Origin of the sequence: Actinoplanes sp. SE50/110, assembly GCF_900119315.1 — a bacterium.
GTDB lineage: Bacteria > Actinomycetota > Actinomycetes > Mycobacteriales > Micromonosporaceae > Actinoplanes.
Window position 1 is genome coordinate 6,607,076 of record NZ_LT827010.1, and the last position, 26,224, is coordinate 6,633,299.

General features: G+C 73.3%; 14 protein-coding genes and 1 pseudogene. 5 read left to right on the forward strand and 10 right to left on the reverse strand.

What is annotated here, in order from left to right; genetic code table 11:
- Positions 1-33: 33 nt before the first annotated feature.
- From ACSP50_RS29775 to ACSP50_RS29800, 6 genes are all read right to left on the reverse strand, one after another.
- Positions 34-4,635: an SDR family NAD(P)-dependent oxidoreductase gene (locus ACSP50_RS29775; protein WP_014693011.1), complete on the reverse strand. Its 4,602-nt coding sequence runs from the start codon at positions 4,633-4,635 to the stop codon at positions 34-36.
- A complete protein-coding gene (locus ACSP50_RS43575; protein ID WP_014693012.1) occupies positions 4,635-12,896 on the reverse strand; it encodes a type I polyketide synthase in 8,262 nt (2,753 codons plus the stop codon). The genes ACSP50_RS29775 and ACSP50_RS43575 overlap by 1 nt, the downstream gene beginning before the upstream one ends.
- A 108-nt stretch (positions 12,897-13,004) precedes the next feature.
- Entirely contained in the window at positions 13,005-14,432 is a 1,428-nt protein-coding gene (locus tag ACSP50_RS29785; RefSeq protein WP_014693013.1) for an NAD(P)/FAD-dependent oxidoreductase, read from the reverse strand.
- Positions 14,433-14,443: 11 nt separating this feature from the next.
- Positions 14,444-14,875 carry an SRPBCC family protein gene (locus tag ACSP50_RS29790; protein ID WP_014693014.1) on the reverse strand — a complete coding sequence of 144 codons (432 nt, stop codon included), beginning with the start codon at positions 14,873-14,875 and terminating at the stop codon, positions 14,444-14,446.
- A 165-nt stretch (positions 14,876-15,040) separates the two neighbouring features.
- Positions 15,041-17,848, reverse strand: coding sequence for an AAA family ATPase (locus ACSP50_RS29795; protein WP_014693015.1), 2,808 nt, complete (start codon positions 17,846-17,848; stop codon positions 15,041-15,043).
- 711 nt (positions 17,849-18,559) lie between these two features.
- Positions 18,560-20,143, reverse strand: coding sequence for an MFS transporter (locus tag ACSP50_RS29800; protein ID WP_014693016.1), 1,584 nt, complete (start codon positions 20,141-20,143; stop codon positions 18,560-18,562).
- A gap of 83 nt (positions 20,144-20,226) precedes the next feature.
- Between ACSP50_RS29800 and ACSP50_RS29805 the strand changes: the two genes are divergently transcribed.
- The 3 genes from ACSP50_RS29805 to ACSP50_RS29815 all read left to right on the forward strand — a co-directional run bounded on the left by ACSP50_RS29805 (position 20,227) and on the right by ACSP50_RS29815 (position 22,018).
- Complete coding sequence (locus tag ACSP50_RS29805) at positions 20,227-20,814, forward strand: TetR/AcrR family transcriptional regulator (RefSeq protein ID WP_043515742.1); 588 nt, start codon at positions 20,227-20,229, stop codon at positions 20,812-20,814.
- 416 nt (positions 20,815-21,230) lie between these two features.
- Positions 21,231-21,674, forward strand: coding sequence for a hypothetical protein (locus ACSP50_RS29810; protein WP_014693018.1), 444 nt, complete (start codon positions 21,231-21,233; stop codon positions 21,672-21,674).
- Positions 21,671-22,018, forward strand: coding sequence for a transcriptional regulator (locus tag ACSP50_RS29815; protein ID WP_014693019.1), 348 nt, complete (start codon positions 21,671-21,673; stop codon positions 22,016-22,018). The genes ACSP50_RS29810 and ACSP50_RS29815 overlap by 4 nt, the downstream gene beginning before the upstream one ends.
- A 23-nt stretch (positions 22,019-22,041) precedes the next feature.
- Here the strand turns inward: ACSP50_RS29815 and ACSP50_RS45210 are convergent.
- Positions 22,042-22,196, reverse strand: a pseudogene (locus ACSP50_RS45210) (transposase); the annotation flags it as partial.
- Positions 22,197-22,218: 22 nt separating this feature from the next.
- The gene (locus tag ACSP50_RS29820; RefSeq protein WP_014693020.1) at positions 22,219-23,295 is read right to left on the reverse strand and encodes a hypothetical protein; all 1,077 of its coding nucleotides are present in this window, start codon (positions 23,293-23,295) and stop codon (positions 22,219-22,221) included.
- A gap of 252 nt (positions 23,296-23,547) precedes the next feature.
- Here ACSP50_RS29820 and ACSP50_RS29825 point away from each other — a divergent pair, with 252 nt between their 5' ends.
- The gene (locus tag ACSP50_RS29825; RefSeq protein ID WP_014693021.1) at positions 23,548-24,021 is read left to right on the forward strand and encodes a hypothetical protein; all 474 of its coding nucleotides are present in this window, start codon (positions 23,548-23,550) and stop codon (positions 24,019-24,021) included.
- Positions 24,022-24,112: 91 nt separating this feature from the next.
- Here ACSP50_RS29825 and ACSP50_RS29830 read toward each other — a convergent pair whose 3' ends face one another.
- Positions 24,113-24,397, reverse strand: coding sequence for a putative quinol monooxygenase (locus ACSP50_RS29830; protein ID WP_080128074.1), 285 nt, complete (start codon positions 24,395-24,397; stop codon positions 24,113-24,115).
- A gap of 181 nt (positions 24,398-24,578) precedes the next feature.
- On the opposite strand from ACSP50_RS29830, the gene ACSP50_RS29835 reads away from it, so the two are divergent.
- On the forward strand, positions 24,579-24,728 hold the full coding sequence (locus ACSP50_RS29835; protein ID WP_014693022.1) for a phage integrase family protein: 150 nt from the start codon (positions 24,579-24,581) through the stop codon (positions 24,726-24,728).
- A 149-nt stretch (positions 24,729-24,877) separates the two neighbouring features.
- Here the strand turns inward: ACSP50_RS29835 and ACSP50_RS29840 are convergent, their stop codons facing one another.
- Positions 24,878-26,179: an IS256 family transposase gene (locus tag ACSP50_RS29840; protein ID WP_014693023.1), complete on the reverse strand. Its 1,302-nt coding sequence runs from the start codon at positions 26,177-26,179 to the stop codon at positions 24,878-24,880.
- Between the last annotated feature and the right edge of the window lie 45 nt (positions 26,180-26,224).

A 26,224-nucleotide genomic window follows, 5' to 3' on the forward strand; every position in this document is an offset into this window, starting at 1 on the left:
TGCTTCCTTAATGGGTCAGGAGCCGAAGAGGGGTCAGGAGCCGAATTCGGCGTCGATGAAGGCCAGCACGTCGTCGGCCGTGGCGCCGTCGAGACGCTGGTTGACGTCGTCGGCGTCGGCGGCCCCGTCGAGGCGGCCGAGCAGGGCGCGCAGCCGGGCGGCCAGCGGGCGCCGGTCCGGGTCGTCCGGGGCGGCGGCGTCCACCGCCTGTTCCAGCCGGGCCAGGTGATCCATGGCCGAGGGCGGCGCGCCGTCCGCGGCGTACAGGCCGATCAGGTGGTCGGTGAGCGCGCCCGGGGTGACGTGATCGAAGACCAGCGTGCTGGGCAGGTTGCGGCCGGTCCGCTCGTTGAGCCGGGTGCGCAGGCCGACCGCGGAGACCGAGTCGAAGCCGAGGTCGGTGAACGGCCGGTCGGTGTCGACGGCGTCCGGGTCGGCATAGCCGAGCAGGCCGGCCACCGCGGTGCGGACCAGGCGGTCGATGGCGTCGGCGCGGTCCGCGGCGGACAGCGCGGCCAGGGTGTCGACGGCGGCCGTCGGGGCGGATGGCGCCACGGCCGCTTCGGGCAGGTCGTGCAGCAGCGGCCGGGGCCGGGCCAGCGTGTAGGCGGGGCTGAACCGGTCCCACTGGATGTCGGCGATGACCGGTTGCGGGTCGGCGCCGGCGCCGACCCGGCCGAGCGCCCGGACGGCGAGGGCGGGGTTCATCGCCGGGGCGCCGATCCGGCGCATGGCGGCGGCGATCGGGGCGTCGACCATGCCGGCGTCCCAGGAGCCCCAGCCGATCGACACGGCGGCGCCGCCGCGGGCCCGGCGGGCGGCGGCAATGCCGTCCAGGTGGGCGTTGGCGCTGCCGTAGGCGGCCTGGGCGGCGCTGCCCCAGACGGCGGAGCCGGAGGAGAACAGGATGAAAGCGTCCAGCGGGGTGTCGGCCAGCAGGGCGTCGAGGTGGACGGCGCCGGTGGTCTTGGCGCCGGCGGTGGCCGCGAACCCGGCCAGGGTGAGCTCTTCGAGCGGGGCCATCGGCTGGGCGGTACCGGCCGCGTGGACGACCGCGTCGACCGGGAACCGGTCCAGGACGGCGGCGAGCGCGTCACGGTCGGCGACGTCGCCGGCCACGATCACCGGTTCGGCGCCGAGCGCGGTGATCTCGGCGGCCAGCTCGGTGGCTCCGTCGGCGGCCTCGCCGCGGCGGCTGACCAGCACGATCCGGTCCGCGCCGGCGGTCGCCAGCCACCGGGCGACGTGCCCGCCGAGGGCGCCGGTGCCGCCGGTGACCAGCACCGTGCCGCGCGGCTGCCAGCTGTCGCCGGTGGTGCCGGGGCTGGGCCGGGTGAGCCGGCGGGCGTAGGCGCCGTCCGGCCGCAGCGCCACCTGGTCCTCGCCGGTGGCGCCGCTGAGCACGGCGGCGAGCCGGCCGGCGGTGGCCGGGCCGAGGACCGGCGGCAGGTCGATCAGGCCGCCCCAGGTGTCCGGGCGTTCCAGGGCGAGGCCGGCGCCGAGGCCCCAGACCGCGCTCTGCCCGGCGTCCACGTCGTGCCGGTCGCCGGCCGCGACCGCGTGCTGGGTCAGGCACCACAGGGGTGCGGTGACGCCGGCGTCGCCGAGCACCTGGGCCAGGGTGACCGTGTCGGCCAGGCCGCGGCTGATCTCCGGGTGGTCGCGGTGCGCGGTGGTGTCGAGGGCGAGCAGGGAGAGCACGCCGACCGGCGCCGGCAGGGCGGCCGGGGCGGCGGCCAGCAGGGCGGCGATCGCCGGGCGGTCCAGGCCGGAGACCGGGATCGCGACGACCTCGGCGCCGTGCGCGGCCAGCGCGTCCAGGACCGTGGTGACGCGCCGGTCGGCCCAGCCGTGCAGGACGAGCCAGCGGCCGGTCAGGGCGCCCGGACCGATGTCGACCGGCGCCCACTCGACCCGGTAGTGCAGCGGGGCCAGCGGGTCGGCGGTGACCGCCGGGGTGTCCCGCCAGTACGGGCTGCGCTGGAAGCGGTAGGTGGGCAGGTCGGTCCGGGCGGCGCCGGTCCCGGCGAAGAATGCGGGCCAGTCCACCGCGGCGCCGTGGTCGTGGGCCGTGGCGAGGCCGCCGACCAGTTCGTCCGGCTCGGGACGGCCGGCTTTGAGCAGCGGCACGAAGGTGACCGCGGCCTCCGGGTCCAGGCAGCCGGGGCCCATCGCGCTGAGCACGCCGTCGGGGCCGATCTCGACGGCGATGGTGACGCCGGTGTCGTGCAGGGCGCGGACGGCGTCGGCGTAGCGGACGGGCTGCCGCAGTTGCCGCGTCCAGTAGTCGGCGGAGCGCAGGTCGTCCCCGGTGGCCGGGCGGCCGGTGAGCGTGGAGACGATCGGGATGGCCGGTACGGCGTACTCCAGCGAAGCGATCGTGGTCGAGAATTCGTCGAGGATTGGGTCCATCAGCGTGGAGTGGAAGGCGTGCGAGACCCGCAGCGCGCGGGTACGGCGGCCCCGGCCGGCGAAGACCGCGGCCACCTCCGCCACCGCATCCGCCGCACCGGAGACCACGACCGAGGTGAGCCCGTTGACCGCGGCCAGATCGACCCGACCCAGATACGGCCCGATCTCCGCCTCCGAAGCCTCGACGACCGTCATCGCCCCACCCACCGGCAACGCCTGCATCAACCGGCTCCGAGCCACCACCAACGCACACGCATCCGACAGCGACAACACCCCCGCCACATGCGCCGCAGCAACCTCACCGATCGAATGACCAGCCACCGCCGCAGGCACCACACCCCACGACTCCACCAGCCGGAACAACGCCACCTCGACGGCGAACAACGCACCCTGCGCATGACCCGTCCGATCCAACGCCGCCGCGTCACCACCCCACATCACGTCCCGCAACCCCGGCACCAACCCCGCCAACACCTCATCGAACGCACCCGCGAACACCGGGAACCGCTCGTACAACCCACGACCCATCCCCAGACGCTGCGCACCCTGACCGGTGAACAGGACGGCGGTCCGGCCGCCCGGGCGGTGCCGGGCCGGCCGGCGCTCGCCCGCGGCGATCTCGTCGAGGCCGCGGAGCAGGCCGGCCGGGTCGGCGGCGACCACCGACGCCCGGTACGGCAGCGCCGCCCGGCCGGTGGCCACGGTGTAGGCGAGGTCGGACAGCCGGTCGTCGGGCCGGGCCCGCAGGTGCGCGGCGAGCGCGGCGGCCTGCGCCGGCAGGGCCGCCGCCGAGTGGGCCGAGACGAGCACCGGCACGCTGCCGGCGGCGGGTGGCACCCGGCCGGCGGCCGGTTCGGCCGGCGCCTCCTCCAGGATCACGTGCGCGTTGGTGCCGCTGAGCCCGAAGGCGGAGACCGCGGCCCGGCGCGGGGTGTCCCCGGCCGGCCAGGCCACCGCCTCGGTGAGCAGCCGGACGTCACCGGTGGTCCAGTCGACGTGCCCGGAGGGTTCGTCGACGTGCAGGGTCGGTGGCAGGGTTTCGTGCCGCAGCGCCTCGAGGAGCTTGATGATGCCGCCGACGCCGGCCGCGGCCTGGGTGTGCCCGATGTTCGACTTGACCGAGCCTAGCCACAGTGGCCGCCCGTCGCGGCGCTGCCGGCCGTAGGTGGCGAGCAGCGCCTCGGCCTCGATCGGGTCGCCCAGCGTGGTGCCGGTGCCGTGCGCCTCGACCGCGTCGACCTGGTCGGCGCGCAGCCGGGCGTCGGCCAGCGCGGCCCGGATCAGCCGCTGCTGGGCCGGCCCGTTGGGGGCGGTCAGGCCGTTGCTGGCGCCGTCCGAGTTGACCGCGCTGCCGCGCACCACGGCCAGCACCGGGTGCCCGTTGCGGCGGGCGTCGCCGAGCCGTTCCAGCAGCAGCATGCCGGCGCCCTCGCCCCAGGCGGTGCCGTCGGCGGCGGCCGCGAACGACCGGCAGCGGCCGTCCGGGGAGAGTCCGCGGTCCTGGCTGAATCCGACGAACGAGGCCGGGCCGGCCATCACGGTGGCGCCGCCGACCAGGGCCAGGGAACATTCGCCGGAGCGCAGCGCCCGCACCGCCCAGTGCAGGGCGACCAGCGAGGACGAGCAGGCGGTGTCCACGGTGACCACCGGGCCGGTCAGGTCCATCAGGTAGGCGATCCGGCCGGAGGCGACGCTGGCCAGGCCGCCGGGCCCGCCGTCGGTGCTGTAGTCGTGGTAGACGACGCCGGCGAACACCCCGGTCGGGGTGCCCCGCAGCGCGGTCGGTGCGATCCCGGCCCGTTCCACCGCCTCCCACGCGGTCTCCAGCAGCAGCCGCTGCTGCGGGTCGGTCTCCCGGGCCTCGCGCGGGCTCATCCGGAAGAAGTCGGCGTCGAAGTCGGCGGCGTCGTGCAGGAACCCGCCGGTACGGACGTAGGTCCTACCCGGCGTGCCGGGCTCCGGGTCGTACAGGGCGGCCAGGTCCCAGCCGCGGTCCATCGGGAAGTCGCTGATCGCATCGGTCCCGGCGGCCAGCAGGTCCCAGAGCCGTTCCGAGGTGTCGGCCCCGCCCGGGAACCGGCAGGCGGCCGACACGATCGCGATCGGCTCGTGGCGGCTCTGCTCGGCCTCGCGCAGCCGGCGTTTGGCGTCGTCCAGGTCGGCGACGGCCCGCCGCAGGTAGCCCCGGAGTCGGTCGTCGCTCATCGTCTCGTCCTGTCCCATCAGACGCCCCCGTATTCCCGGTCGAGCCGGGCGAACAGTTCCTCGTCGCTGAGCCCGTCGCCGCCGGTGGCGGCCCGGTCGTTCCAGGTCCGCAGCAGCGCCTCGAGGCGTGCGGTGACCTCGGCGGTCGGGGTAGTGTCGGCCAGCAGCGTCTCCAGCCGCACCACGGTCGCCAGCGCCTCGTCCGGTTCCCGCTCCTCGGCCAGCCGGGTGGCCAGGAACCGGGCCGCCGCCTCGCAGGTGGGGTGGTCGAAGGCCAGGGTGCTGGGCAGGGTGAGGCCGGTCGCGGCGGTCAGCCGGCGGCGCAGCGACACCGCGGCCATCGAGTCGAAGCCCAGTTCCTGCAGCGGCCGGTCGATCGGCACCGCAGCCACGTCGGGGTGCCCGAGCACCGCGGCGGCGTGCACCCGGACCATGTCGACCAGGGTCAGGTGCCGCTGGGCCGGGCTCTGCCCGGCGATCATCGCGGGCAGTCCGGCGTCGAACGCGTCGTCCCCGCTGTCGACCGCGCCGGCCAGCGCGGCGATCCCGGAGCTGTCCCCGGCGGTCAGCCAGTAGGTCCGGCGCTGGAACGGGTAGGTGGGCAGGTCGACCGGCACGCCGCCGGTCCCGGCCAGCAACGCGGCCCGGTCCATCGGGACACCCCGGGCGTGTGCCGCGGTGACCGCGGTGACCAGGGCCCGCTCCTCGTCCCGGTCCCGCCGCAGGGTGGGCAGGAAGTCCAGATCGCTGTCCGGTACGCAGTGCGGCCCCAGCCCGGCGAGGACCGCGTCCGGGCCGAGTTCGAGCGCCACCCGGGCGCCGGTCGCGGCCAGCGCCACCACCGCGTCGTGGAACCGGACCGGCTCGCGGACCTGCCGCGCCCAGTACCCGGCGGTGGTGATGTCCTCGGCCGTCGCCCAGCGTCCGGTGAGCGTCGACAGCAGCGGGATCCGCGGGGCGGCCGCCTCCAGTCCGGCGGCAACGTCGCGCAGGTCGTCCAGCATCGGGTCCATGTGGGCGGAGTGGAAGGCGTGCGAGACCCGCAGCGCGCGGGTACGGCGGCCCCGGCCCGCGAAGACCGCGGCCACCTCCGCCACCGCATCCGCCGCACCGGAGACCACGACCGAGGTGAGCCCGTTGACCGCGGCCAGATCGACCCGACCCAGATACGGCCCGATCTCCGCCTCCGAAGCCTCGACGACCGTCATCGCCCCACCCACCGGCAACGCCTGCATCAACCGGCTCCGAGCCACCACCAACGCACACGCATCCGACAGCGACAACACCCCCGCCACATGCGCCGCAGCAACCTCACCGATCGAATGACCAGCCACCGCCGCAGGCACCACACCCCACGACTCCACCAGCCGGAACAACGCCACCTCGACGGCGAACAACGCACCCTGCGCATGACCCGTCCGATCCAACGCCGCCGCGTCACCACCCCACATCACGTCCCGCAACCCCGGCACCAACCCCGCCAACACCTCATCGAACGCACCCGCGAACACCGGGAACCGCTCGTACAACCCACGACCCATCCCCAGACGCTGCGCACCCTGACCGGTGAACAGGAAGACGCAGCCGGTGGCGGTGGCAGCGGTCTCGACCGGCGGCGCGGCCGGGTCGCCGGCGGCGAGCGCGGTCAGTGCCGCGATCCCCTCGGCCGGGTCGGCGACGGCCAGGACCGCCCGGTGCGGCAGCGCCGCCCGGCGGGCCAGGGTCGCGGCGACGTCGGCGGGCCGCAGCCCGGCCGCCACCCGGGCGATCCCGGCGGCGTGCTCGCGCAGTGCCTGCGGGCTGCGGGCGGACAGCAGCCACGGCACCACCGGGGCACCGGCGGCGACCGGTGCCTCCGCCGGCGCGGCGGCCGGCGGCTCGGTCAGGATCAGGTGGGCATTGGTGCCGCTGATCCCGAACGAGGAGACCGCGGCGCGCCGCGGCCGGTCCCCACCCGGCCACGCGGCCGGCTCGGTGAGCAGCCGCATCGCGCCGGCGTCCCAGTCGACGTGCGGGGACGGCTGCACGGCGTGCAGGGTGCGCGGCAGCGTGTCGTGCCGCAGCGCCTCGACCATCTTGATCACGCCGGCCACTCCGGCGGCCGCCTGGGCGTGCCCGATGTTCGACTTGATCGAGCCGAGGCGCACCGGCCGGTCCGCGGGACGGTCCCGGCCGTACGTGGCGAGCAGCGCGTTCGCCTCGATCGGGTCGCCCAGGACGGTGCCGGTGCCGTGCGCCTCGACCACGTCGACGTCGGCCGCGGTGAGCCGGGCGTCGGCCAGCGCCGCGCGGATCACCCGCTGCTGGGCGAGGCCGTTCGGGGCGGTCAGCCCGTTGGACGCGCCGTCCTGGTTGATCGCCGTGCCGGAGATCAGGGCGAGCACCGGGTGGCCGTGGCGGCGGGCGTCGGCGAGGCGTTCCAGCACGAGCAGGCCGGCGCCCTCGGCGAAACCGGTGCCGTCGGCCCCGGCGGCGAACGAGCGGCAGCGCCCGTCCGGCGACAGGCCGGCCTGCATGCTGAAGTCGACCAGGGTCTCGGTCGTCGACATCACGGTCGCGCCGCCGGCCAAAGCCAGCCCGCACTCGCCGCGGCGCAGCGCCTGCACCGCGAGGTGGACCGCGACCAGCGACGACGAGCAGGCGGTGTCGACGGTGACGGCCGGGCCCTCGAAGCCGTAGGTGTAGGCGAGGCGGCCGGAGGCGATCGAGCCGGTCGCGGTGTTCAGCGGGTAGTCGTGGTACATCAGGCCGGCGAACACCCCGGTGTCGGTGCCGGCCAGCGTGGCCGGGTCGATGCCGGCGTGCTCCAGGGCCTCCCAGGAGACCTCCAGCAGCAGCCGCTGCTGCGGGTCCATGGTGAGCGCCTCGGCCGGGCTGATCCCGAAGAACTCGGCGTCGAACTCGGCCGCGTCGTGCAGGTATCCGCCGCCGCGGGCGTAGTGCCGGCCCGGCGTGCCGGGCTCCGGGTGGTAACCGTTGTCCAGGTCCCAGCCACGGTCGGCGGGCAGGCCGGCGATCACGTCGGCGCCCTCGTCGACGATCCGCCACAGCCCGGCCGGGCCACGGGCGCCGCCGGGGAACCGGCAGCCGATCCCGACGATCGCGATCGGCTCGCCGTCCGCGGTCGCCACCCGGTCCCCCGCGCGGTCGTCCGCGGTGGCGGCGCCCATCAGCAGCTCGTCGAGGTGCCCGGCGACCGCGGCGCAGGACGGGTGGTCGAAGACCAGGGTGGCCGGCAGGCGCAGCCCGGTCAGCGCGTTCAGCGCGTTGCGCAGCTGCAGCGAGGCCAGCGAGTCGAAGCCGAGCTCCCGGAAGGCCCGGCCCGGGTCGACCCCGGCCGGGTCGGTGAAGCCGAGCACGGCGGCGGCCCGCCGGCGCACCTCGTCGGCGAGCAGCGCGAGCCGCTCCGGGCGGCCCAGCCCGGCCAGCCGCCGGGGCAGGGACGTCTCGCCGGCCGCGCGCCGGGCCGGCACCCGGATCAGCGCGCGCAGCTTGGGGTGCAGCTCGCCGGCGGCGGCCTGGGCGCGCAGCACCACCGGGTCCAGCCGCAGCAGCGCCTGGTGGCCGGCGTCGGTGCGCAGCGCGGCGGCGAACAGTGTCAGGCCGTCGGCGACCGGCAGCGGGGGCAGGCCGTCGGCCGCCATCCGCCGCACGTCGGCCTCGCGCAGCCGGTCACCCATCCCGGCGCCGGTCCACAGGCCCCAGGCCATCGCGGTGGCCGGCAGCCCGGCCGCGCGGCGATGCGCGGCGAGCGCGTCGAGGAAGCCGTTGGCGGCCGCGTAGGTGGTCTGCCCCGGGCCGCCCAGGGTCGCGGCGACGGAGGAGAAGAGCACGAACATCGCCAGGTCGGCGTCGGCGGTGAGCTCGTGCAGATGCCAGGCGCCGTCGGCCTTGGCGCGCAGCACCGCGTCCAGTCGCTCCGGGGTCTGCGCCGCGATCAGGCCGTCGTCGAGCACCCCGGCGGCGTGCACCACACCGGTCAGCGGGTGCTCGGCGGGCACCGCGGCGAGCACGGCGGCCAGCGCGGCCCGGTCGCCGGCGTCGCACGCGGCCACGGTCACCTGGACGCCCCGCTCGGTCAGTTCGGCGACCAGCTCCTCGGCACCCGGGGCGGCGGGTCCTCGGCGACTGGTGAGCAGCAGATGCCGTACGCCGCAATCGGTGGTCAACTGCCGTGCCACCAGCGCACCGAGACCGCCGGTGCCGCCGGTGACCAGCACCGTGCCCGCCGGATCCGGCCGCGCAGCGGCGTCCGGCGGACCGGCGGCGACCAGCCGCGGCAGGTGCGGGCGGCCGGACCGGATGGACACCTCGGGCTCGCCGGCGGCCAGCGCGTCCGGCAGGGCGGCCAGCGACTCGGGACGCCCGTCGTGGTCGAGCACCAGGAAGGTGTCCGGGTGCTCCGCCTGGGCGGCGCGCAGCATGCCGCGGACCGTGTCGCCGAGCAGCGTGTCCGGCTCGACCAGCAGGGCCAGCCGGCGGCCGTCCAGCGCCGGTTCGGAAAGCCAGCGGCGCAGCGTGGCCAGGGTCGCGGCGCCGGTCTCGCGCAGTGCGGCCGGCAGATCGGCCGGGTCGGCGGCGGGCGCGCGCAGCAGCACCACGTCGGGCAGATCGTCGTCGCCGGTCAGCTCGTCGAGGCCGCCGACCTCCCGCCAGCGGACCGGCGGCGCGGTCCCGGCCGCCGGCATCGGCATCCAGTCCAGCCGGTACGGGACGTCCCGCGGCGCACCGGGCGCGGCCAGCTGCTCGGCCGAGACCGGCCGACTGACCAGGCCGTCCGCGGAGAGCACCGGCCGGCCGGCCGGATCGGTGAGGTGGATCGACGAGCCGGTGCCGGCCGGGGCGAGCCGGACCCGCAGCTCGGTGGCGCCGGTGGCGTGCAGCCGGACGCCGGTCCAGGCGAACGGCAGCACCGTGCCGTCCGGGTCGGAGGTGAGCAGGGCGGCGTGCAGGGCCGCGTCCAGGGCGGCCGGGTGCAGGCCGAACAGCGCGGCGTCGGCGTGCGCCGGCTCGGGCAGGGCGACCTCGGCGTACACCTCGTCGCCGCGCCGCCACAGCGCCCGCAGGCCCTGGAAGACCGGCCCGTACGCGTAGCCGCGCCCGAGCAGCCCGTCGTAGGCTCCGGTGACGTCGACGGCGACCGCGCCGGCCGGCGGCCAGCTGTCGTCCGGGTGACCCGGGGCCGGCCCACCGTCGTCCGGGGTGAGCAGGCCGGCCGCGTGGCAGACCCACGGGGCGTCGCCGCCCTCGGCGCGGGCGTGCACCGCGACCGGGCGGGCACCGTCCTCGTCCGGCCCGCCGACCAGCACCTGCAGCGCCACCGGACCACGGTCCGGCAACACCAGCGGGGCCTGCACGGTCAGCTCGGCGAGCACCCCGCAGCCGACCTGGGCGCCGGCGTTGATCGCCAGCTCGACGAACGCGGTGCCGGGCAGCAGCACGGCGCCGAGCGCGTCGTGGTCGGCCAGCCAGGCGTGCGAGGTCAGCGACACCCGGCCGGTGGCGACCAGGCCGTCGGTGCCGGGCAGCGGGACCGCGGCGCCCAGCAGCGGGTGACGCAGCGGCTGCTGGCCCAGCGACACCGGGTCGGCGCCGGCCACCGGCGCCATCCAGTACCGCTCCCGCTGGAACGCGTAGGTGGGCAGGTCGGCGGGCCGGGCCGCGGGCGAGAACCGCGCCCAGTCGACCGTCGCACCGCGCGCCCAGGCGGCGGCCAGCGAACCGGCGAACCGGCGCAGCCCGCCGTCCTGGCGGCGCAGTGACTCCACGGTGCCGGCCGGTGCGCCCGCGTCGGCGATGGTGTCCTGCAGGCCGACCTGCAGCACCGGGTGGGCGCTGCACTCGACGAACAGCGCGTGCCCGTCGTCCAGCAGCGCCCGGGTGGCGTCCTCGAACTGCACGGTCTGGCGCAGGTTGCGGTACCAGTACCCGGCGTCGAGCACGGTGGTGTCGGCGAGCAGGCCGCCGGTGACCGCGGAGTAGAACGGGACGCTCGCCGGCCGGGGCCGCACCGGGGCCAGCGCCGCCCGGACCTCCGCCTCGATCTCCGCCACGTAGTGCGAGTGCGACGCATAGTCGACCTTGATCCGTTTCGGTTGCAGCCCGGCCTCGGTGAGCTCGGCGACCAGGTCGTCGAGGGCGGTCGGTTCGCCGCAGACCACCACCGAGCCGGGGCCGTTGACCGCGGCCAGGCCCAGCCGGCCGGCGAACCGCTCGATGCGCTGTTCGGCGACCGCCCGGGAGAGCGGCACGGACAGCATGCCGCCCTTGCCGGCCAGCCCGGTCGCGATCACCCGGCTGCGCAGGGCCACCACGCGCGCGCCGTCGGCCAGCGACAGGGCGCCGGCCACGCAGGCCGCGGCGATCTCGCCCTGCGAGTGGCCGAGCACGGCGGCCGGCTCGACGCCGTGCTCGCGCCACAGCTCGGCGAGCGACACCATGACCGCCCAGAGCACCGGCTGGACCACGTCGACCCGGTCGAAGGTGGGCGCGCCGGGAACGCCGCGCAGCACGTCGAGCAGGTTCCAGTCGACGAACTCCGCGAGCGCGTCGGCGCAGCGCTCCAGGGCCGCGGCGAAGGCCGGGGCGGTCTCGATCAGCTCGACCGCCATGCCGTCCCACTGCGCGCCCTGGCCGGGGAAGGTGAACACCACCGCGGGCCGGTCGTGGCTGACCCCCGCCTCGTGCTCCCCGGCGGCCACCTCGGCCAGGCCGGACAGCAGCTCGGGCAGGTCGGCGCCGACCACCACGGCGCGGTGCGACAGCGCGGCCCGGCCGGTGGCCAGGGCGTGGCCGATCGCGGCCGGGGTGGCGTCGGGGAGCCGCTCGGCCAGCCGGGCGGCCTGGCCGCGCAGCCCGTCGGCGCTGGCCGCGGACAGCGGCCAGGCGACGATTCCCGGTGCCGGCGCCGTGTCGTCGGGCGCCGGCTCGTCGGCGACGTCCTCCAGGATGACGTGCGCGTTCGTGCCGCTCACCCCGAACGAGGACACCCCGGCCCGGCGGCGGCGCTCCCCCGCCGGCCACGGACGGGCCTCGGTGAGCAGCTCGACCCGTCCGGCGGACCAGTCCACCTTGGGTGACGGCGCGTCGACGTGCAGGGTGCGGGGCAGCACGCCGCGGCGCATCGCCATGACCATCTTGATGATGCCGCCGACCGCGGCGGCCGACTGGGTGTGCCCGATGTTCGACTTGAGCGAGCCGAGCCAGAGCGGGCGGTCCGCGGGCCGGTCCGCGCCGTACGTGGCGAGCAGCGCCTGCGCCTCGATCGGGTCGCCCAGCACGGTGCCGGTGCCGTGCCCCTCGACCGCGTCCACGTCGGCCGCGGTCAGGCCGGCGTCGGCCAGCGCGGCGGCGATCAGGCGCTGCTGCGACGGCCCGTTCGGGGCGGTCAGCCCGCTGCTGGCGCCGTCCTGGTTGGTGGCGACGCCGCGGATCACGGCGAGCACCGGGTGGCCGTTGCGGCGGGCGTCGGAGAGCCGTTCCAGCAGCAGCACCCCGGCGCCCTCGCCCCAGCCGGTGCCGTCGGCGGCAGCCGCGAACGGCTTGCACCGGCCGTCCGCGGACAGCGCCCGCTGCTTGCTGAACTCGATGAAGGTGTCCATGGTGGCCATCACCGCCACCCCGCCGGCCAGCGCCAGCCGGCACTCCCCGGTGCGCAGCGACTGGACCGCCTGGTGAACGGCGACCAGCGAGGAGGAGCAGGCGGTGTCGACGGTGACGCACGGGCCCTCCAGCCCGAACACGTACGACACCCGCCCGGAGGCGACCGATCCGGTGCTGTGCGCCTCCGGATAGTCGTGGTACATCATGCCGGTGAACACCCCGGTCGCGCTGCCGCGCACCGACCGGGGGTCGATCCCGGCCCGTTCGAAGGCCTCCCACGAGATCTCCAGCAGCAGCCGCTGCTGCGGGTCCATCAGCAGCGCCTCGTTCGGGCCGATCCCGAAGAAGCCGGCGTCGAACCAGGCGGCGTCGTGCAGGAAGGCACCCTGCCGGGTGTACGTCCGGCCCGGCTCCCCCGGCTCGGGGTGGTAGACGCCCTCCACGTTCCAGCCGCGGTCGTCGGGGAAGCCGGCGACCGCGTCCCGGCCGTCGAGCACCAGGTCGGCGAGGTCCTCCGGGGAGGTGACCCCGCCCGGGTAGCGGCACGCCATCGCGACGATCGCGACCGGATCGTCGGCGGTGCCGGCCGACTCCAGTTCGGTGATGCGCTGACGGGCGTCCCGCAACTCGGCGGTGGCCTTCCGCAGATACGTTAGGAGCTTTTCCTCGTCGCCCACGCAGGCACGCCCTTCGATCAGCACATCAGCAGCTTCGGTCGGTCGCAAAGTAGGGGCCGGCCGTCCGGGGCGACCACCCTTATCGGCCCCGGAAACGACCGGTCGCGATCAGCGGGCGCCGGGCACCCCGACGCCCAGGTCCAGCTTGGCCAGGGGGTCCGCGAAATTGGGGTACGACCGGATCGCCTCGTCCAGCGTGAGCTGCGGCAGCCGCGGCCCGCGCATCACGGTCAGCATCAGCGGCAGCGTCATCATCGCCTTGCGTGGCGCCAGGAAGGTGGCCACCTCGTAGGTCGCCCGGGCCACGTCGGCGTTCTCCGCGGCCACCCGGTTCCAGCGCTGCACGAAACCCTTCTGCGCCTTCGCCCCGCGCAGCTTGAAGTTCGCCTCCGAGCCCGGGAACCAGCTGTCGTTGGTGGTGGCGGCCAGCCAGGACACCGAGCCCGCCTTGCCGATCGCGGTCTGCACCCGCCGGGTCAGGTCGCCGGTCAGGCCGTGCCGGCCCAGCTCGTCGCGCAGCTCCAGGGCGCCGAACGCGGCCATCGACATGCCGGTGGCGTAGTTCGGGTTCAGCGTCATCGCCGCGTCGCCGACCACCAGGAAACCCTCCGGCACCGGCAGCCGGTCGTAGTAGCGCCGCTGGTTGACCAGCCCCCGGTAGGCGCGGATCTCGGTGACCGGGCGGGCCGCCGCGAGCAGCTCGCCGATCAGCGGGTCGGCCAGCCCGCGGGCGTACTCCAGGTAGCCGGCCTCGTCGGTCGGCGGGTGCCCGCCCCGGGTGCCGATCATCGCGACGATCCAGCGGCCGTCCTCGTTCGGCAGGATGCCGCCACCCCGGCCCGGGCGCCCGGTGCCGGCGTCGGCCTGCACCAGGATCGCCGGGAAGTCGACGCCGGCCCCGGTCGGCGCCTCGTAGGTGCGCCCGGCGTAGGCGAACCCGGCGTCCTGGGTGTCCATGTGCACCCGCGGGGCGCCGAGCTCGGTCAGCCACTCGGGGGCGTGCGAGGTCCGCCCGGTCGCGTCGATCACCAGGTCGGCGGCGATGCCGAGGCCGCCGGCGCCGGCCCGGCTGCGGTCGCTGGACTCGACCCGTACGCCGGTCACCCGGGTCCGGTCGCCGAGCAGGCCGATCGCCTTGGTCGCCGGGAGCACCTCGATCCGGTCGTCGGCCAGCACCCGGGTGCGCACCATGTGGTCGAGCAGCGGCCGGCTGCAGGCCAGCACGTAGGCCCGGCCGTCGTAGGGGCGACCCCAGCCGTTGCCGGAGACGCCGAGGAACTCGTCGCCGAACCGCCGGCGGTGCGCCCCGGCCAGGTACAGCGCGTCGCTCATGCCGGGCAGCAGCTCGTCGAGGGCGTCCACACCGCCGCCCATGAACATGTGGAAGTGGTGGCCCTGCGGGAGTCCGCGGCGCGCCTGGGGCCCGCCCGGGAACGTGTCGCTCTCCACGATGGTCACCCGGTCCACCCGCTCGGCGAGCACGCTCGCCGCGAGCATCCCGGCCATCCCGCCACCGAGCACAACAGCCTTGGTCATCACGGTCCCCCTCAGCCGGCCGTGGAGCGGCGGCCGGCCTCGGCACCCAGCGCCTGGAAGGTCGCCAGCAGGTCACGGCGCATCGGCTTCATGAAGAACCACTTGAACATCGGCGAGAAACCGCCGCGCACCTCGATCTGCCGGGTGATCTTCACGCCGCCACCGGCCACCGGCTCGAGCGTGTTGGTGACGCTCATCGATCCCATCGGCATCGGCGACCGGGTGGAGTAGCTGCGCTCCGGCTCGATGGCGGTGACGGTGAACCTGCCCTTCGGCGCGCCCTTGGGCTTGGTCCAGCCCTCGGCACCGACCTGGAACGGCCCGTCGAAGCCGATCCCCTCCATGTGCGGATCCCACTGCGGCAGTGCCGGGAGATCCGTCAACACCCTCCACATCGCGGCGGCATCGCCGTCGATGACCGCTGACTCGCTGAACGCCACCATGTCGCAACCCCAAAGCTAGGAGATTCGGTCGGAGCCGACCGGCGCACAGTGAACAAGTCAATCCAGGCGGGCACCACAGCGGCGGACCCCTAACTTGCCGCCGCCCCTACCTGCGGTGCAGATCAACAGACGATTGCCGTCGTACGACGCGGGTAGGGGCCCCGGTCAGCCGGCGGTGTACAGCTCGGACGGCTCGGCCACGCCCAACTCCTGGCCTCGCGCGGCCAGTCCGGCCGGCAGCTCGGCCCGGCTGGTGATGCCCAGCTTGCGGTACACCCGGGTCAGGTGCTGCTCGACCGTGCTGACGGTCAGGAACAGCTTCTTGCTGATCTCCCGGTTGGTGTGGCCGAGCCCGGCCAGCCGGGCCACCCGGATCTCCGCACCGCTGAGCACCGCGCCGGAGACCGGGACCTGTTCGTCCCCGGCGGCGGCGGTCGGCACGACCGGCTCGGCACCGCGGACCGCCCCGGCATGGCAGGCCACGTCGCGGTGCGCCGCCCGCAGCGGGATCTCGCACGCCTTGGCCTCCTGCTCGGCCCGGCGCGCCAGGTTCCGGGCCTGACCCAGATCACCGGAGTCGTAGTAGACCTGGCTCAGGTCGACCAGCGCCCGGGACAGCTCCCGCCGGTCCCCGGTCTTCTCCAGCGCCTCGACCGCCTCGCGCAACAGCGACTCCCGCCAGTCCGCCTCGCCGCACGCCGCCAGGATGCGCAGCGACATGCCGCGGGTCGCCACGTCGGCGGTACCGGCCCGCTCCAGCTGCGCCTCGACCAGCGGGCGGGCGGTGCCCGGCTCGCCCAGCCGCAGGTACGCCTCGGCCAGGTCGCTGCGCCAGGGCAGCAGGGCCGGCACGTCCATCCCCCAGTTTCGGGCCAGCCGGCCGCAGTCCTGGAAGTCGGTGAGCGCCGCGAGCAACCGGTCGCAGGCCAGGTGGTGGTGGCCGCGGGCGCGCAGGTACCACAGGCCGTGGCGGGTGCCGAACATCGCGTCCGGGACCGGCCGGTGCAGGGTGGCCTCGGCCTCCTCGTGCCGGCCCAGCGCGGTCTGCGCCATCGCCAGGGTGCCCAGCGGCAGGCCCACGCAGATGCCCCAGTCGGAGGGCTGCATCAGCCGCAGCGAGTCCTCGGCCAGCCGCACCGCCGTGCCCAGCTCGCCGCGGTGCAGCGCGATCCGGGCCCGCAGGCTGCTCAGCACCGCCTGCCAGGTGCGCGCGCCGCGGCGGCGGGCCTCGTCGATCAGCCGGTCGCACCAGACCGCCGCCTCCTCGGCCCGGTTGCTCAGGGTCAGCGCGAGCAGCGCGGTGCCGATCGCCTCGATCGTGGTGTCGCCCAGCGGGCTGCTGCGCAGCACGTGCTCGGCACTGATCGTGATCGACTTGCGGACCCGCTCGCCCCAGACCTTGCCCAGCGTGTGCGCGGCCTGGCTCCACAGGTCGTCGCCGGTCCGCGGGTCCGGCTGGTCGGCCTCGGCCACCAGGGTCTGCCCGGGGCCGTGCACCCACTGGTAGGCCAGCCGGGCACGGGCCGCGACCTGTGGATCCGAGTGCCGCCCGGGGCCGGTCAGCGCCTGGTACGTCGCGGTCGCGTTCTCCAGGTCGCCCTGCCACAGCGCCTGCCGCAGCGCCACGAACACGTCGGTGTCGGACAGGCCGCCGGTCAGCGCCGCGGTCCGCAGGTGCTCCCGGTAGGGCGCGCCCAGCGACGGCTGGATCCGCCACGCCGCGCGCACGATGCTGGCACCGATCACCGCCTTGCGCTCCGGCTCCCGGCTGCCCCGCAGGGCCAGCTCCAGGCATTGCATGGCGAACTCGACCCGGTCCGCGGCCAGCGCCCGCTCGGCGCCGTCGAGCAGTGCGGTGACCGCCCAGGAGGTCTCCGCCGCACCGGCCGCGACCAGGTGCTCGGCCAGCCGCATCCCGGTGTCCCCGGCCTGCAGCAGCACCTCGGCCGCCTGCCCGTTGAGCCGCGCCAGGCGGTCCGGCGGCATGCTGTCGAGTACCGCGTCGCTGGCCGCGACGTGCCGCAGCCGGCCGTCCTCGACCAGGCCGGCCGAGGTCATGATCTCCAGCACCTGCTGCACCTTGCCGACCCGCACCCCGCACAGCCGGGAGACGTCGGCGGCGGTGGCCCGGTCGCCGAGCACCACCAGCGCCTGGACCACGTCCAGCAGCCAGGGACCCCAGCGCCGCAGGGAGGCGACCACGGCCTGGCCGAACGCCCGGCCCGAGGCGAGCCCGTCGGCCAGCGAGCCGGGCCGGGCCCGGTACTCGTCCAGCAGCGCCGCCACCAGCAGCGGGTTGCCCGCGCTCTGCCGGTAGATGGCCGGCGCCACCGCCGCCGCGGCCGCCGCCGGCAGCTCCCGCTCCACCATCCGGGTGACGGTGCGCTCGGTCAGCGCGGACAGGCACATCTGGCGGTGCGGCAGCCGGGACAGCTCGGCGCGGTACCCGGGCAGGGTGGGCTGCGGCCAGAGCCACTCACTGAAGACGAACAGCACGGGAGCCGAGCGCAGCCGGCGGGCCAGGAACAGCAGCACCTCGCGGGACGCCTGGTCGACGAACTGCAGGTCGTCGACGAGCACCACGACGGTGCGCTCCCGGGACAGGGCGAGCAGCGCGGCGCAGGATTCCCGGGCGATCTCGGTCAGCGCCTCCGGGTCCGGCGCTTCCTCGCTCTGGCCGGCCGCCTCGCCGACCCGCAGGAGCACCCGGTCGGCGAGGTCGCCGGGCAGGTCGCCGCTGACGAACAACTGCTCGACGACGCCGAACTGCAGGCCGCTCTCGGCGACCGAACCGGACGCGCTCAGGAAGACCGCGTCCCCCTGACCGGCCTCCCGCCAGAACCGGTGCAGCAGCGTGCTCTTGCCGCTGCCGAGTCCCCCGCTGACCAGCACCAGCCGGCCCAGTCCGTGCGCCACCACCGCCAGGATGGCGAGCAGGCGCTCCAGCGCATTACCGATTTCTATGAATTCCAAGGCGTCGGCCCCCGCAAGTACACCTGGTGACAATTAATCGTTCGCATAGGTCTTTCCCACGCAGGCCGGACCCGGGTGTTCCCACCGGACGACCTGAAGCCGAAAGAAAGATATGCCTAAGTCGATGCTCGGAAAAGTCTGCAATCCGTCGGCGTGGCGCGGCCGCAGATCTTCCGGGAATGGCACCGGAGCGCCGGAACTCCGGCAGGTCGTCGCGCATGTCGGGGGCGTCGGGGCGGGCTCGGCCCCACGTCACGGATCGGACATAAGACGCTAATTTTGGCCAAGATCTTTTCGGTCATAAGATCTGGCACCGGAGACTGATGACAGCCGCTCGGTGAACCGCTATCTTGCGGCGCTGCCAGGCAAGACGCTCCGATGCGGCCTGCCACTTCTGCGAGCTTTGCACAGATCAGCACCGGCCATAAGGTGATCAGCCTTCACCTTTCTCCGGCGGCCGGCGCGGGGGTCGCACCCGGCCCGCGCCCCGCGACCGGCACCGACTCCGTCACGGTAGGGGTTCATTAGGGGATGACATTCCCGTCGCCCCGGAACCGCTAACCACGAATGCCGCAAGGTGTTAAACCGCAGTAATGTTTTGGAAACAACTATCCGGCTGTGGACACAACGGAACCGGCGCCATCCGCAGCGGGAATCCGCTTCGGACAGGCGCCGGCTCGCCGGAAGGGTGGACCGTGGTGCGCGGCGCTGTCAGGCGACCGGCGCGATCTCGGCCTCGGCCGGCTCGGCGGTGGCCTTCGCCGCCACCTCCTCGGTCGTGTACCGCACGTGGCGCAGGCGGGTCACGGTCAGCAGCGCCGAGCCGGCGGCCACCGCGATGCCCACCACCGCCGTGGTGGCCAGCGAGTTGGAGAAGCCGATCCGGGCGACCTCCAGCAGCGGCTTGGCCACCTGGTCAGGCAGCGAGGCGGCGATGCCGCTCGCGGCGCCCATCGTCTGGCGGGCACCGGCGACCACGTCGGCCGGCAGACCGCTCGGCAGGTGCGCGTCGAAGTAGTGCCGGTAGACCGAGGCGCCGACGGTGCCGAAGATCGCGATGCCCAGGGCGCCGCCGAGCTCCTGCATGGTCTTGGACAGCGCCGAGACCGCGGCCGTCTGGTCGACCGGGGCCACCGCGATGACCATGTCGGTGAGCAGCGCGAAGATCGACGCGGTACCGATACCGATGCATACCGTGCCGGAGACCACCAGCAGGATCGGGCTGTCCGCCTTGACCTGCGACATGATCACGTAGCCGATGGTGGCCAGGACGAAGCCGCCGGTGATCAGGTAGGCCGGGCGGACCTTGTTGACCATGCCGGTGGCGACCGGGACGATGCCGCCGGCCAGCAGCGGCGACGCCATCATCCAGAGACCGGCCTGCAGCGGGCCGAGACCCTTGACCTCCATCAGCCACTGGGTGCTGAAGACACCGAAGCCGATCACGCAGAAGAAGCCGGTGAGGCTGAGCACGAGCACCGGGGTGAAGCCCTTGGTGCGGAACAGCTTCGGGTCGATCATCGGGTGCGTGAGGTGGGTCTGCCGGTAGAGGAACAGCGCGGCGGCGACCAGGCCACCGATCAGCGCGGTCAGCGGCTTGGCGTGGAAGCCGTTGATCGCACCCTCCTTGACACCCCAGATGATGGCCAGCACCGCGACCAGCGACAGCAGCGCGCCGAAGAAGTCGAAGCGCCCCATGCTGCCGGGCGCGACCTTGAAGTTGGGCACCAGAACCGCGGTCAGGATCAGCGCCACCGCGATGATCGGGACGTTGACCAGGAAGACCGAGCCCCACCAGAAGTTGTGCAGCAGCACGCCGCTGATCACCGGGCCGATGCCGGCGCCGGAGGCGACACCGATCGACCAGATGGTGATCGCCGTCCGCCGCTGCCCGTCATCCTCGAAGAGGTTGCGCAGCAGGGCGAGGCCGGCGGGCATCAGCGCGGCCGCCCCGATCCCCTGCACGGCTCGGGCCACGATCAGCGTCTCGGGGCTGTTGGCGAAGGAGGCACCGAGCGACGCGAGACCGAACACGGCGAGGCCCAGCAGCAGCAGTGTGCGCCGGCCAAGACGGTCGGCGAGGTCACCCAGCGCGATCAGCATGCCGGCGAGCAGGAAGCCGTAGATGTCGATCATCCACAGCTGCTGCGTGGTGGTGGGCCGAAGGTCATTCGTGATCTGCGGAATCGCGAAGTAGAGGACGGTGATGTCCATCGAAACCAGGAGCGGAGGGATGGAGAGGACGGCGAGTGCGATCCACTCCCGGCGCCCTGCTTGCCGCTTGATCTGCGTCATGGGCAGAACTATACAGATGTTTTATTCAACGGTCTAGTACGCTTGTGTGTGACGGACGTATGAATATCTGTATGCTGACCTCCGTGGGACATCGCGAAGATCTGCTAGAAGGTGCCAAGGCCTGCCTCTACGCGAAGGGTTACCTCCGCACCACCACCCGGGACATCGTCGCCGCCTCAGGGACCAACCTCGGCTCGATCGGCTACCACTTCGGATCCAAGGAGGTGCTGCTCAACCTGGCGCTGATCGAGGCCCTCGGCGAGTGGGGCACCGAACTGGCCGCCGCCCTGGCCGCGCAACCCGACCCGGAGGCCGGCCCGGTCGAGCGGTTCCAGCTCACCTGGACCCGGGTCGTCAGCCTGTTCGGCCGGCACGGCGGCCTGCTGGCGGCGAACTTCGAGGTGTTCGCACACGCGCAGAACAACGCCGACGTCCGCGAAATGCTGCTGTCCGGTCTCAACGAGGGTCGCGAGGGGCTCGGCCGGATGTTCTACCGGGGCGACGACGACGACACCCGCCGCGCCATCGGCACCTTCTGCCACGCGCTGATGACCGGGGTGATGGCACAGTGGCTGATCGACCCGGCCAGCTCGGCGACCGGCGCCGACCTGGCGGTCGCGATGCGCGCCCTGGTCGCCGAGCTCACCGGAGCCACCGCCGGCGGGGCGTAGGAGTGGGGGCCCTGGTCGGCGCCCTGCGCCGGGTGGCTCTTCGGCGGAGCGGCGGGGTGGGCGCCGCGGTCGCTCCCCCGTGGAGCGGCGGGACGAGCGCTGTGGCCGCTTCCCCGCGGAGCGGCGGGACGGGCGCCGTGGCCGCTCCCCCGTGGAGCGGCGGGACGGGCGCCGTGGCCGCTCCCCCGTGGAGCGGCGGGACGGGCGCCGCGGCCGCGCTTCGGCATGGCGCGGGGATGGGCGCCGCGCCCGCCGCGGCCGCTCGACCTGGCGCCGCCCGGGATCCCGGTCGTCAGCTCGACCGACATCGCCCGCACCCGACGCAGCGGCGCACGGGTCGATACTTGCCTGCGAGGAAAGATTCGGCCTATAGTTTCCTGACAGGAAACATTTTCCCGTCAGGAAGGAATGCCGTCATGGACGCCACCGAGGCCGCGAAGGCGCTTGCCGAGATCGACCAGCGCGGCCGGCAGACCCTGCGCCAGGGCAGCCCGCGCCGGGTCCCCGCCTGGTTCGCCTACGGTTCGGCGGCCGCCCTGGCCCTGGCCTGCGCCGGCAACGACATGACCGGCTGGGTCCGCACCGCGATGCTCCTGACCGGCGCCGCCACACTGATCATCCTGGCCGCCGCGATGGACCGGGTGACCGGCGTCCGGCTGCGGATGCGCGCCGTCCGCCGGGCCCCGTGGGCCCTGTTCGCCGCCGCCGTCCTGGCCACCGTCATCGGCGTCGGCACGGTGCTGCGCCTGCTCGACGTCCCGGCCGACGGCACCCTGTCCGGCCTGGCCGGGGCCCTGGTCTGGATCACCGCCATCGGCCCCACCCAGGCCGCCGCCGGTGCCCCGCGGAACCCGGCATGACCACCGCACGGCCGGACGGCTTCAACGAACTGCTGCACTTCCCGGTCCGGCTGTCCCTGGTGTCCCTGCTCGCCCCCGCCGCCCACGCCGACTTCAGCTATCTGCGCGAGGCGACCGGCCTCAGCGACTCGGCCCTCAGCAAACAGCTGACCACCCTGCAGGACGCCGGCTACGTCGAGGTCCGCCGCACCGGCCGCCGCGCGACCGCCCGGCTCACCGACAGCGGCCGCCACGCCCTCACCGACCACGCCCGCGCCCTGCGCACCCTCCTCGGCGCCGCCCTGGACCCGACCACCGCCGGCCCGACCACCGCCGGCCCGGCGATCCCCGGCCCGGCCACCTGAGCTTGTCGTTCAACCAGTTCGGCGGGCTTGATGCCCTTCTCGTGGTGGGCCGGTCGTTGGTGCGCCTGCCCGGTGACCGGGATGAGCCCGACGTCGTGGCGGCCAGCGGGTTGCCGGTTGCGGGAGCCGGGCGTCCGGGGCCGCGGCGGCTGGGTTTCGGTGCACGCGCTGGCGAGGGCTGGTCGTGCGAATTGAGTGCGCTAGCTCGCCGTCTTCGGGTGCGCCCAAACCAGCACGCTGTTTTCGTCACTGAGCTGGAGAAACTCGCCTGTGTGCCGGTTGTAATGGGTGGGCGCAAACCGTCTGACAACGCCGACCAGAGCAGCGGTTGCCAGATCCCAAGCCGCCAGTTCGTCATCGCCGGAACTGAACAGGTGCACCCCGTCGCTGAAGAAGCGGCCCGACGGGCCGGGGATGCACGCCGTTTCGACGGCGGTCTCCTCTCGCCACAATCCGCCCTGGCTGGACCGGGTCGTATCGAACAGCCGAGCCCCGGGCCGGATGTCATCGGCGTCATCGCCGATGCCTTCGACGGCTACCCGAGTTTCATCGATCCAGACCATCGGGTGATCCCAGTAGTATTCCCGGCCGCACAGGCCCATCCGGCTCTGGCCATCTTCGGATTCCCACGGGTTTACGGACAGCCACTGGTCCATACGCCACACCACCGGGAAACCGACGGGATGCCATACCCATCCATCGTCGAGGATCCGCCGACCGTCAGGGCTGAGATACAACGCACCGTGGAAGTAGTCGAGACCGTGCTCACTCTCCATGTGTGAATCGGTGGACGTCGACGATCGAGCGGTCACCAACGCTCCCGTGCCGGCGTGCGACACGTCCAAGCGGTTCCAATTGGTGCGGTGCACCACCACCGTAGCGCCGTCGTGCTCGGCGAAAACGAGGGAGAAAGGGACAGTCCCCTCCTCGTATCCGCCGCCGTCCAAGGTTAATGTGACCCCGCCGGCCCCCAGGTCCAACACCTCACCGAAGCGGCCATAATCGTTCACCACCGCAGCAAAAGCTCCGTCGGCAGAGGCATGCAGACGTCGACGAACAACGCGACCGTTCCACGGCTCACGGCCCGATTCGTCGGGCACCGTCGTTGTCGCAAGATGCCGAACCGTCGCTGTGCTGCGATCCCATTTGCCGATCTGCCCGGCATCGTCCAGAAACAGCCAAGCGGACCCGCCAGTGGAAATCGGCGCCAAATCCACGATCACGCCGGCCTCCGACGGCAGCGATACCTCCACCGCATTTCCCATGGAATCCGACATCCCACACCCTCTTTGTGGACTGCACCTTGAACGGTCAGCGGACGCCACCATACCTGCGGCTTCCGGAGCCGGGCGACAGCGCACTCTCCTGCCGCGATCCGCGCGGGGCCGGCCACCCGGCCGCCGTCACGACCGGCCCGAGGCCGCCCAGCCCGGCAGCGGCGTTCGCCCGCCGCGCTGAACCCGGCCCGGCGGCGCGGGGGCAGCCCCGGCCGCTGACGTGTCTTGATCAGATCCAGATAGGTTCAAGCCATGAGCACCGACGAGGCGAGCGGCGTGCCACGCCGATACGAGATCGATCCGGATCCGGCTTGGGACGGGTCGGACGACCAGGACGGCGTGCTCACCGTCGTGCTGTCGTGGGTGCCCGACCCGTTGGTCGGCCGCCCGCCGGAACTAGCCGCCAGTCCGGAGTTGGTTGCGGCACTGTTGGCAGATGGGCTCACCGGTTTCATCACCGGTCCGGCGCGGGCCACGTACGACGAAGACGCCTTCGACGGCGCGGGGGTTATGACCCCACCCGAGCTGGTCCGCCTTATCGTCGGCGGGGATCCGGCGGCGGACTTTTTCTACGGGTGGGGCGAGGGGCTCGTCGTCTCGGAGCGGGCTCTTGCTCTGCTTCAGACCCGCTGTCGCAACCTGACGGTACGGCCGACCGATGAGCCCCGCCCTGACATGCTGTCGCTTCTGGGCTGGCAGCTGCCACCGGTCATTTCGCGGGAATGATGCGGCAGCGGGCCGCAGCCGTCACGACCGGGGACGACCGTGACGGACCCGCGTCTTGTCGTGCCGAGGTGAGTGCGCCGTTCGTGCGTTGTTACGGCTCCTCGTCACTGGAGATTCTGTACTTCCGTACGTTCGCGTCCTGTAGGGGTGGAAGGTCCAAGGCCGGCCCTCCTGCGGCACGGAATCGGTGCAGATCATCATCAGATTCCCATCGCTCGTAGACGTTTATCCGCGTGTCGTCCAGTGCGTCCGCCGCCTGCACGAAGTCCGAGCATCCCGGGGCCTCGCGAGCCAAGCGAGCAACGTTCGCCACCTCGGCGAGGTAGCGATCACGATCGGCCGGTGCAACGTGAAGCCTTCCCGCAATTATGATCACTTCATCTCCCTGACGCCCGCATCGAGATCATCGCCCTGACGATGCCACAGTGCATTTCTGACCGCTGCACCTGAGTTCCCCCGCTTTGACGGAGCGGGACCGATCTGGGTGCGCGGATCTGCCGCGGACATAGCGCTCCGACCTCAACCGAGGTGATCGCCGCCATGCCTTCGTCACCACCATGCTCGACGCCGGCGTTAACCTCCGCGACGTCCAGATCGCTGCCCGCCACGCCGACCCGCGCACCACCATCCGCTACGACCGGGCCCGCAAGAACCTCGACCGACACCCGAACTACATCCTGGCCGCCTTCATGGCCTCCGGAACGTAGGCCAGGTCAGACACGCGACCATGCCGAGATGAGGCGATCCGATCTGCCTCAGTTCGCTTCCTTTCGTACCAAAAGCTGTGATGAGAATTTGACTTTTCCGCATTTACCGGGACTGTCAAGAAAACGGTGTAACTCGATGTTGTTGAAGGTCAGTTGCGGCCTGCGGTGAGTCGTCCTTCGAAGGCGAGGTCGAAGGCGTTGAGGGCGGGTTTCCAGCGGATCGCCCAGCGGCGGCGGCCGGTGCCGGTCGGGTCGAGGGACATCACGGCGAGGTAGACGCATTTCAGGGCGGCCTGCTCATTCGGGAAGTGCCCGCGGGCCCGGACCGCCCGGCGGATCCGGGCGTTCACGCTCTCGATGGCGTTCGTCGAGCAGACAACCTTGCGGATCTCGGCGTCGAACGCCAGGAACGGCACGAACTCGGCCCAGGCGTTCTCCCAGAGCCGGACGATGGCCGGGTATCGCCCGCCCCAGGCCTCGGCGAACTCCAGGAACCGATGCTCGGCGGCGGCCTCGGTCGGTGCGGTGTAGACGGGCCTCAGCGCCTTGGCGATCGCGTCGTAGTGCTGGCGGCCGGCGTACTTGAACGAGTTGCGCAGCAGGTGCACCACGCAAGTCTGGACCACAGTCCTGGGCCAGACGGTGTTGATCGCGTCAGGCAGGCCGGTCAAGCCGTCGCAGACGGCCATCAGCACGTCCTCGACGCCACGATTCTTGAGCTCGGTGCACACGCTGAACCAGAACTTTGCGCCCTCACCGCCGTCGCCGGCCCACAGCCCGAGGATGTCGCGGGTGCCCTCGACAGTGACCGCCAGAGCGACGTAGACGGGCCGGTTGGCGACCTTCCCATCGCGGATCTTGACGTTGATCGCGTCCAGGAACACGACCGGATAGACCCGGTCGAGGGGCCGGTTCTGCCACTCGGCCATGCCGTCCATGACCTTGTCGGTGATCGTGGAGATCGTCTGGCGAGAGACGTCGGCGCCATAGACCTCGGCCAGGTGAGCGCTGATTTCTCCGGTGGTCAGGCCTTTGGCGGACAGCGACAGGACCATGTCCTCGACGCCGGTCAGCCGCCGCTGCCGTTTCTTGACGATCTGCGGCTCGAATGAGCCGTCTCGATCCCGCGGCACGGTGATCTCGACCGGGCCGACGTCGGTGAGCACGGTCTTGGCACGGGTGCCGTTGCGCGAGTTCCCGCCGTCCTTGCCGACCGGGTCGTGTTTCTCATAACCGAGGTGGTCGGTGATCTCGCCGTCCAGCGCGGCCTCGATCACCCGCTTCGTTAGCTGTTGCAGCAGGCCGCCTTCACCGGTCAGCTGCAGGCCCGCAGCCCGGGCCTGCTCGACCAGCCGGCCGACCAGTTCGGCGTCCACGCCTTCAGGCGTGTTCGCCGGAGTCTTCTTCTTCGCCACCGCGGAAGTATCCACGGCATCCGTCATGACCGTCATCAGGTGCGTCTCCTTGATCAGGAGTTACACCGTTCGTTTTACAGT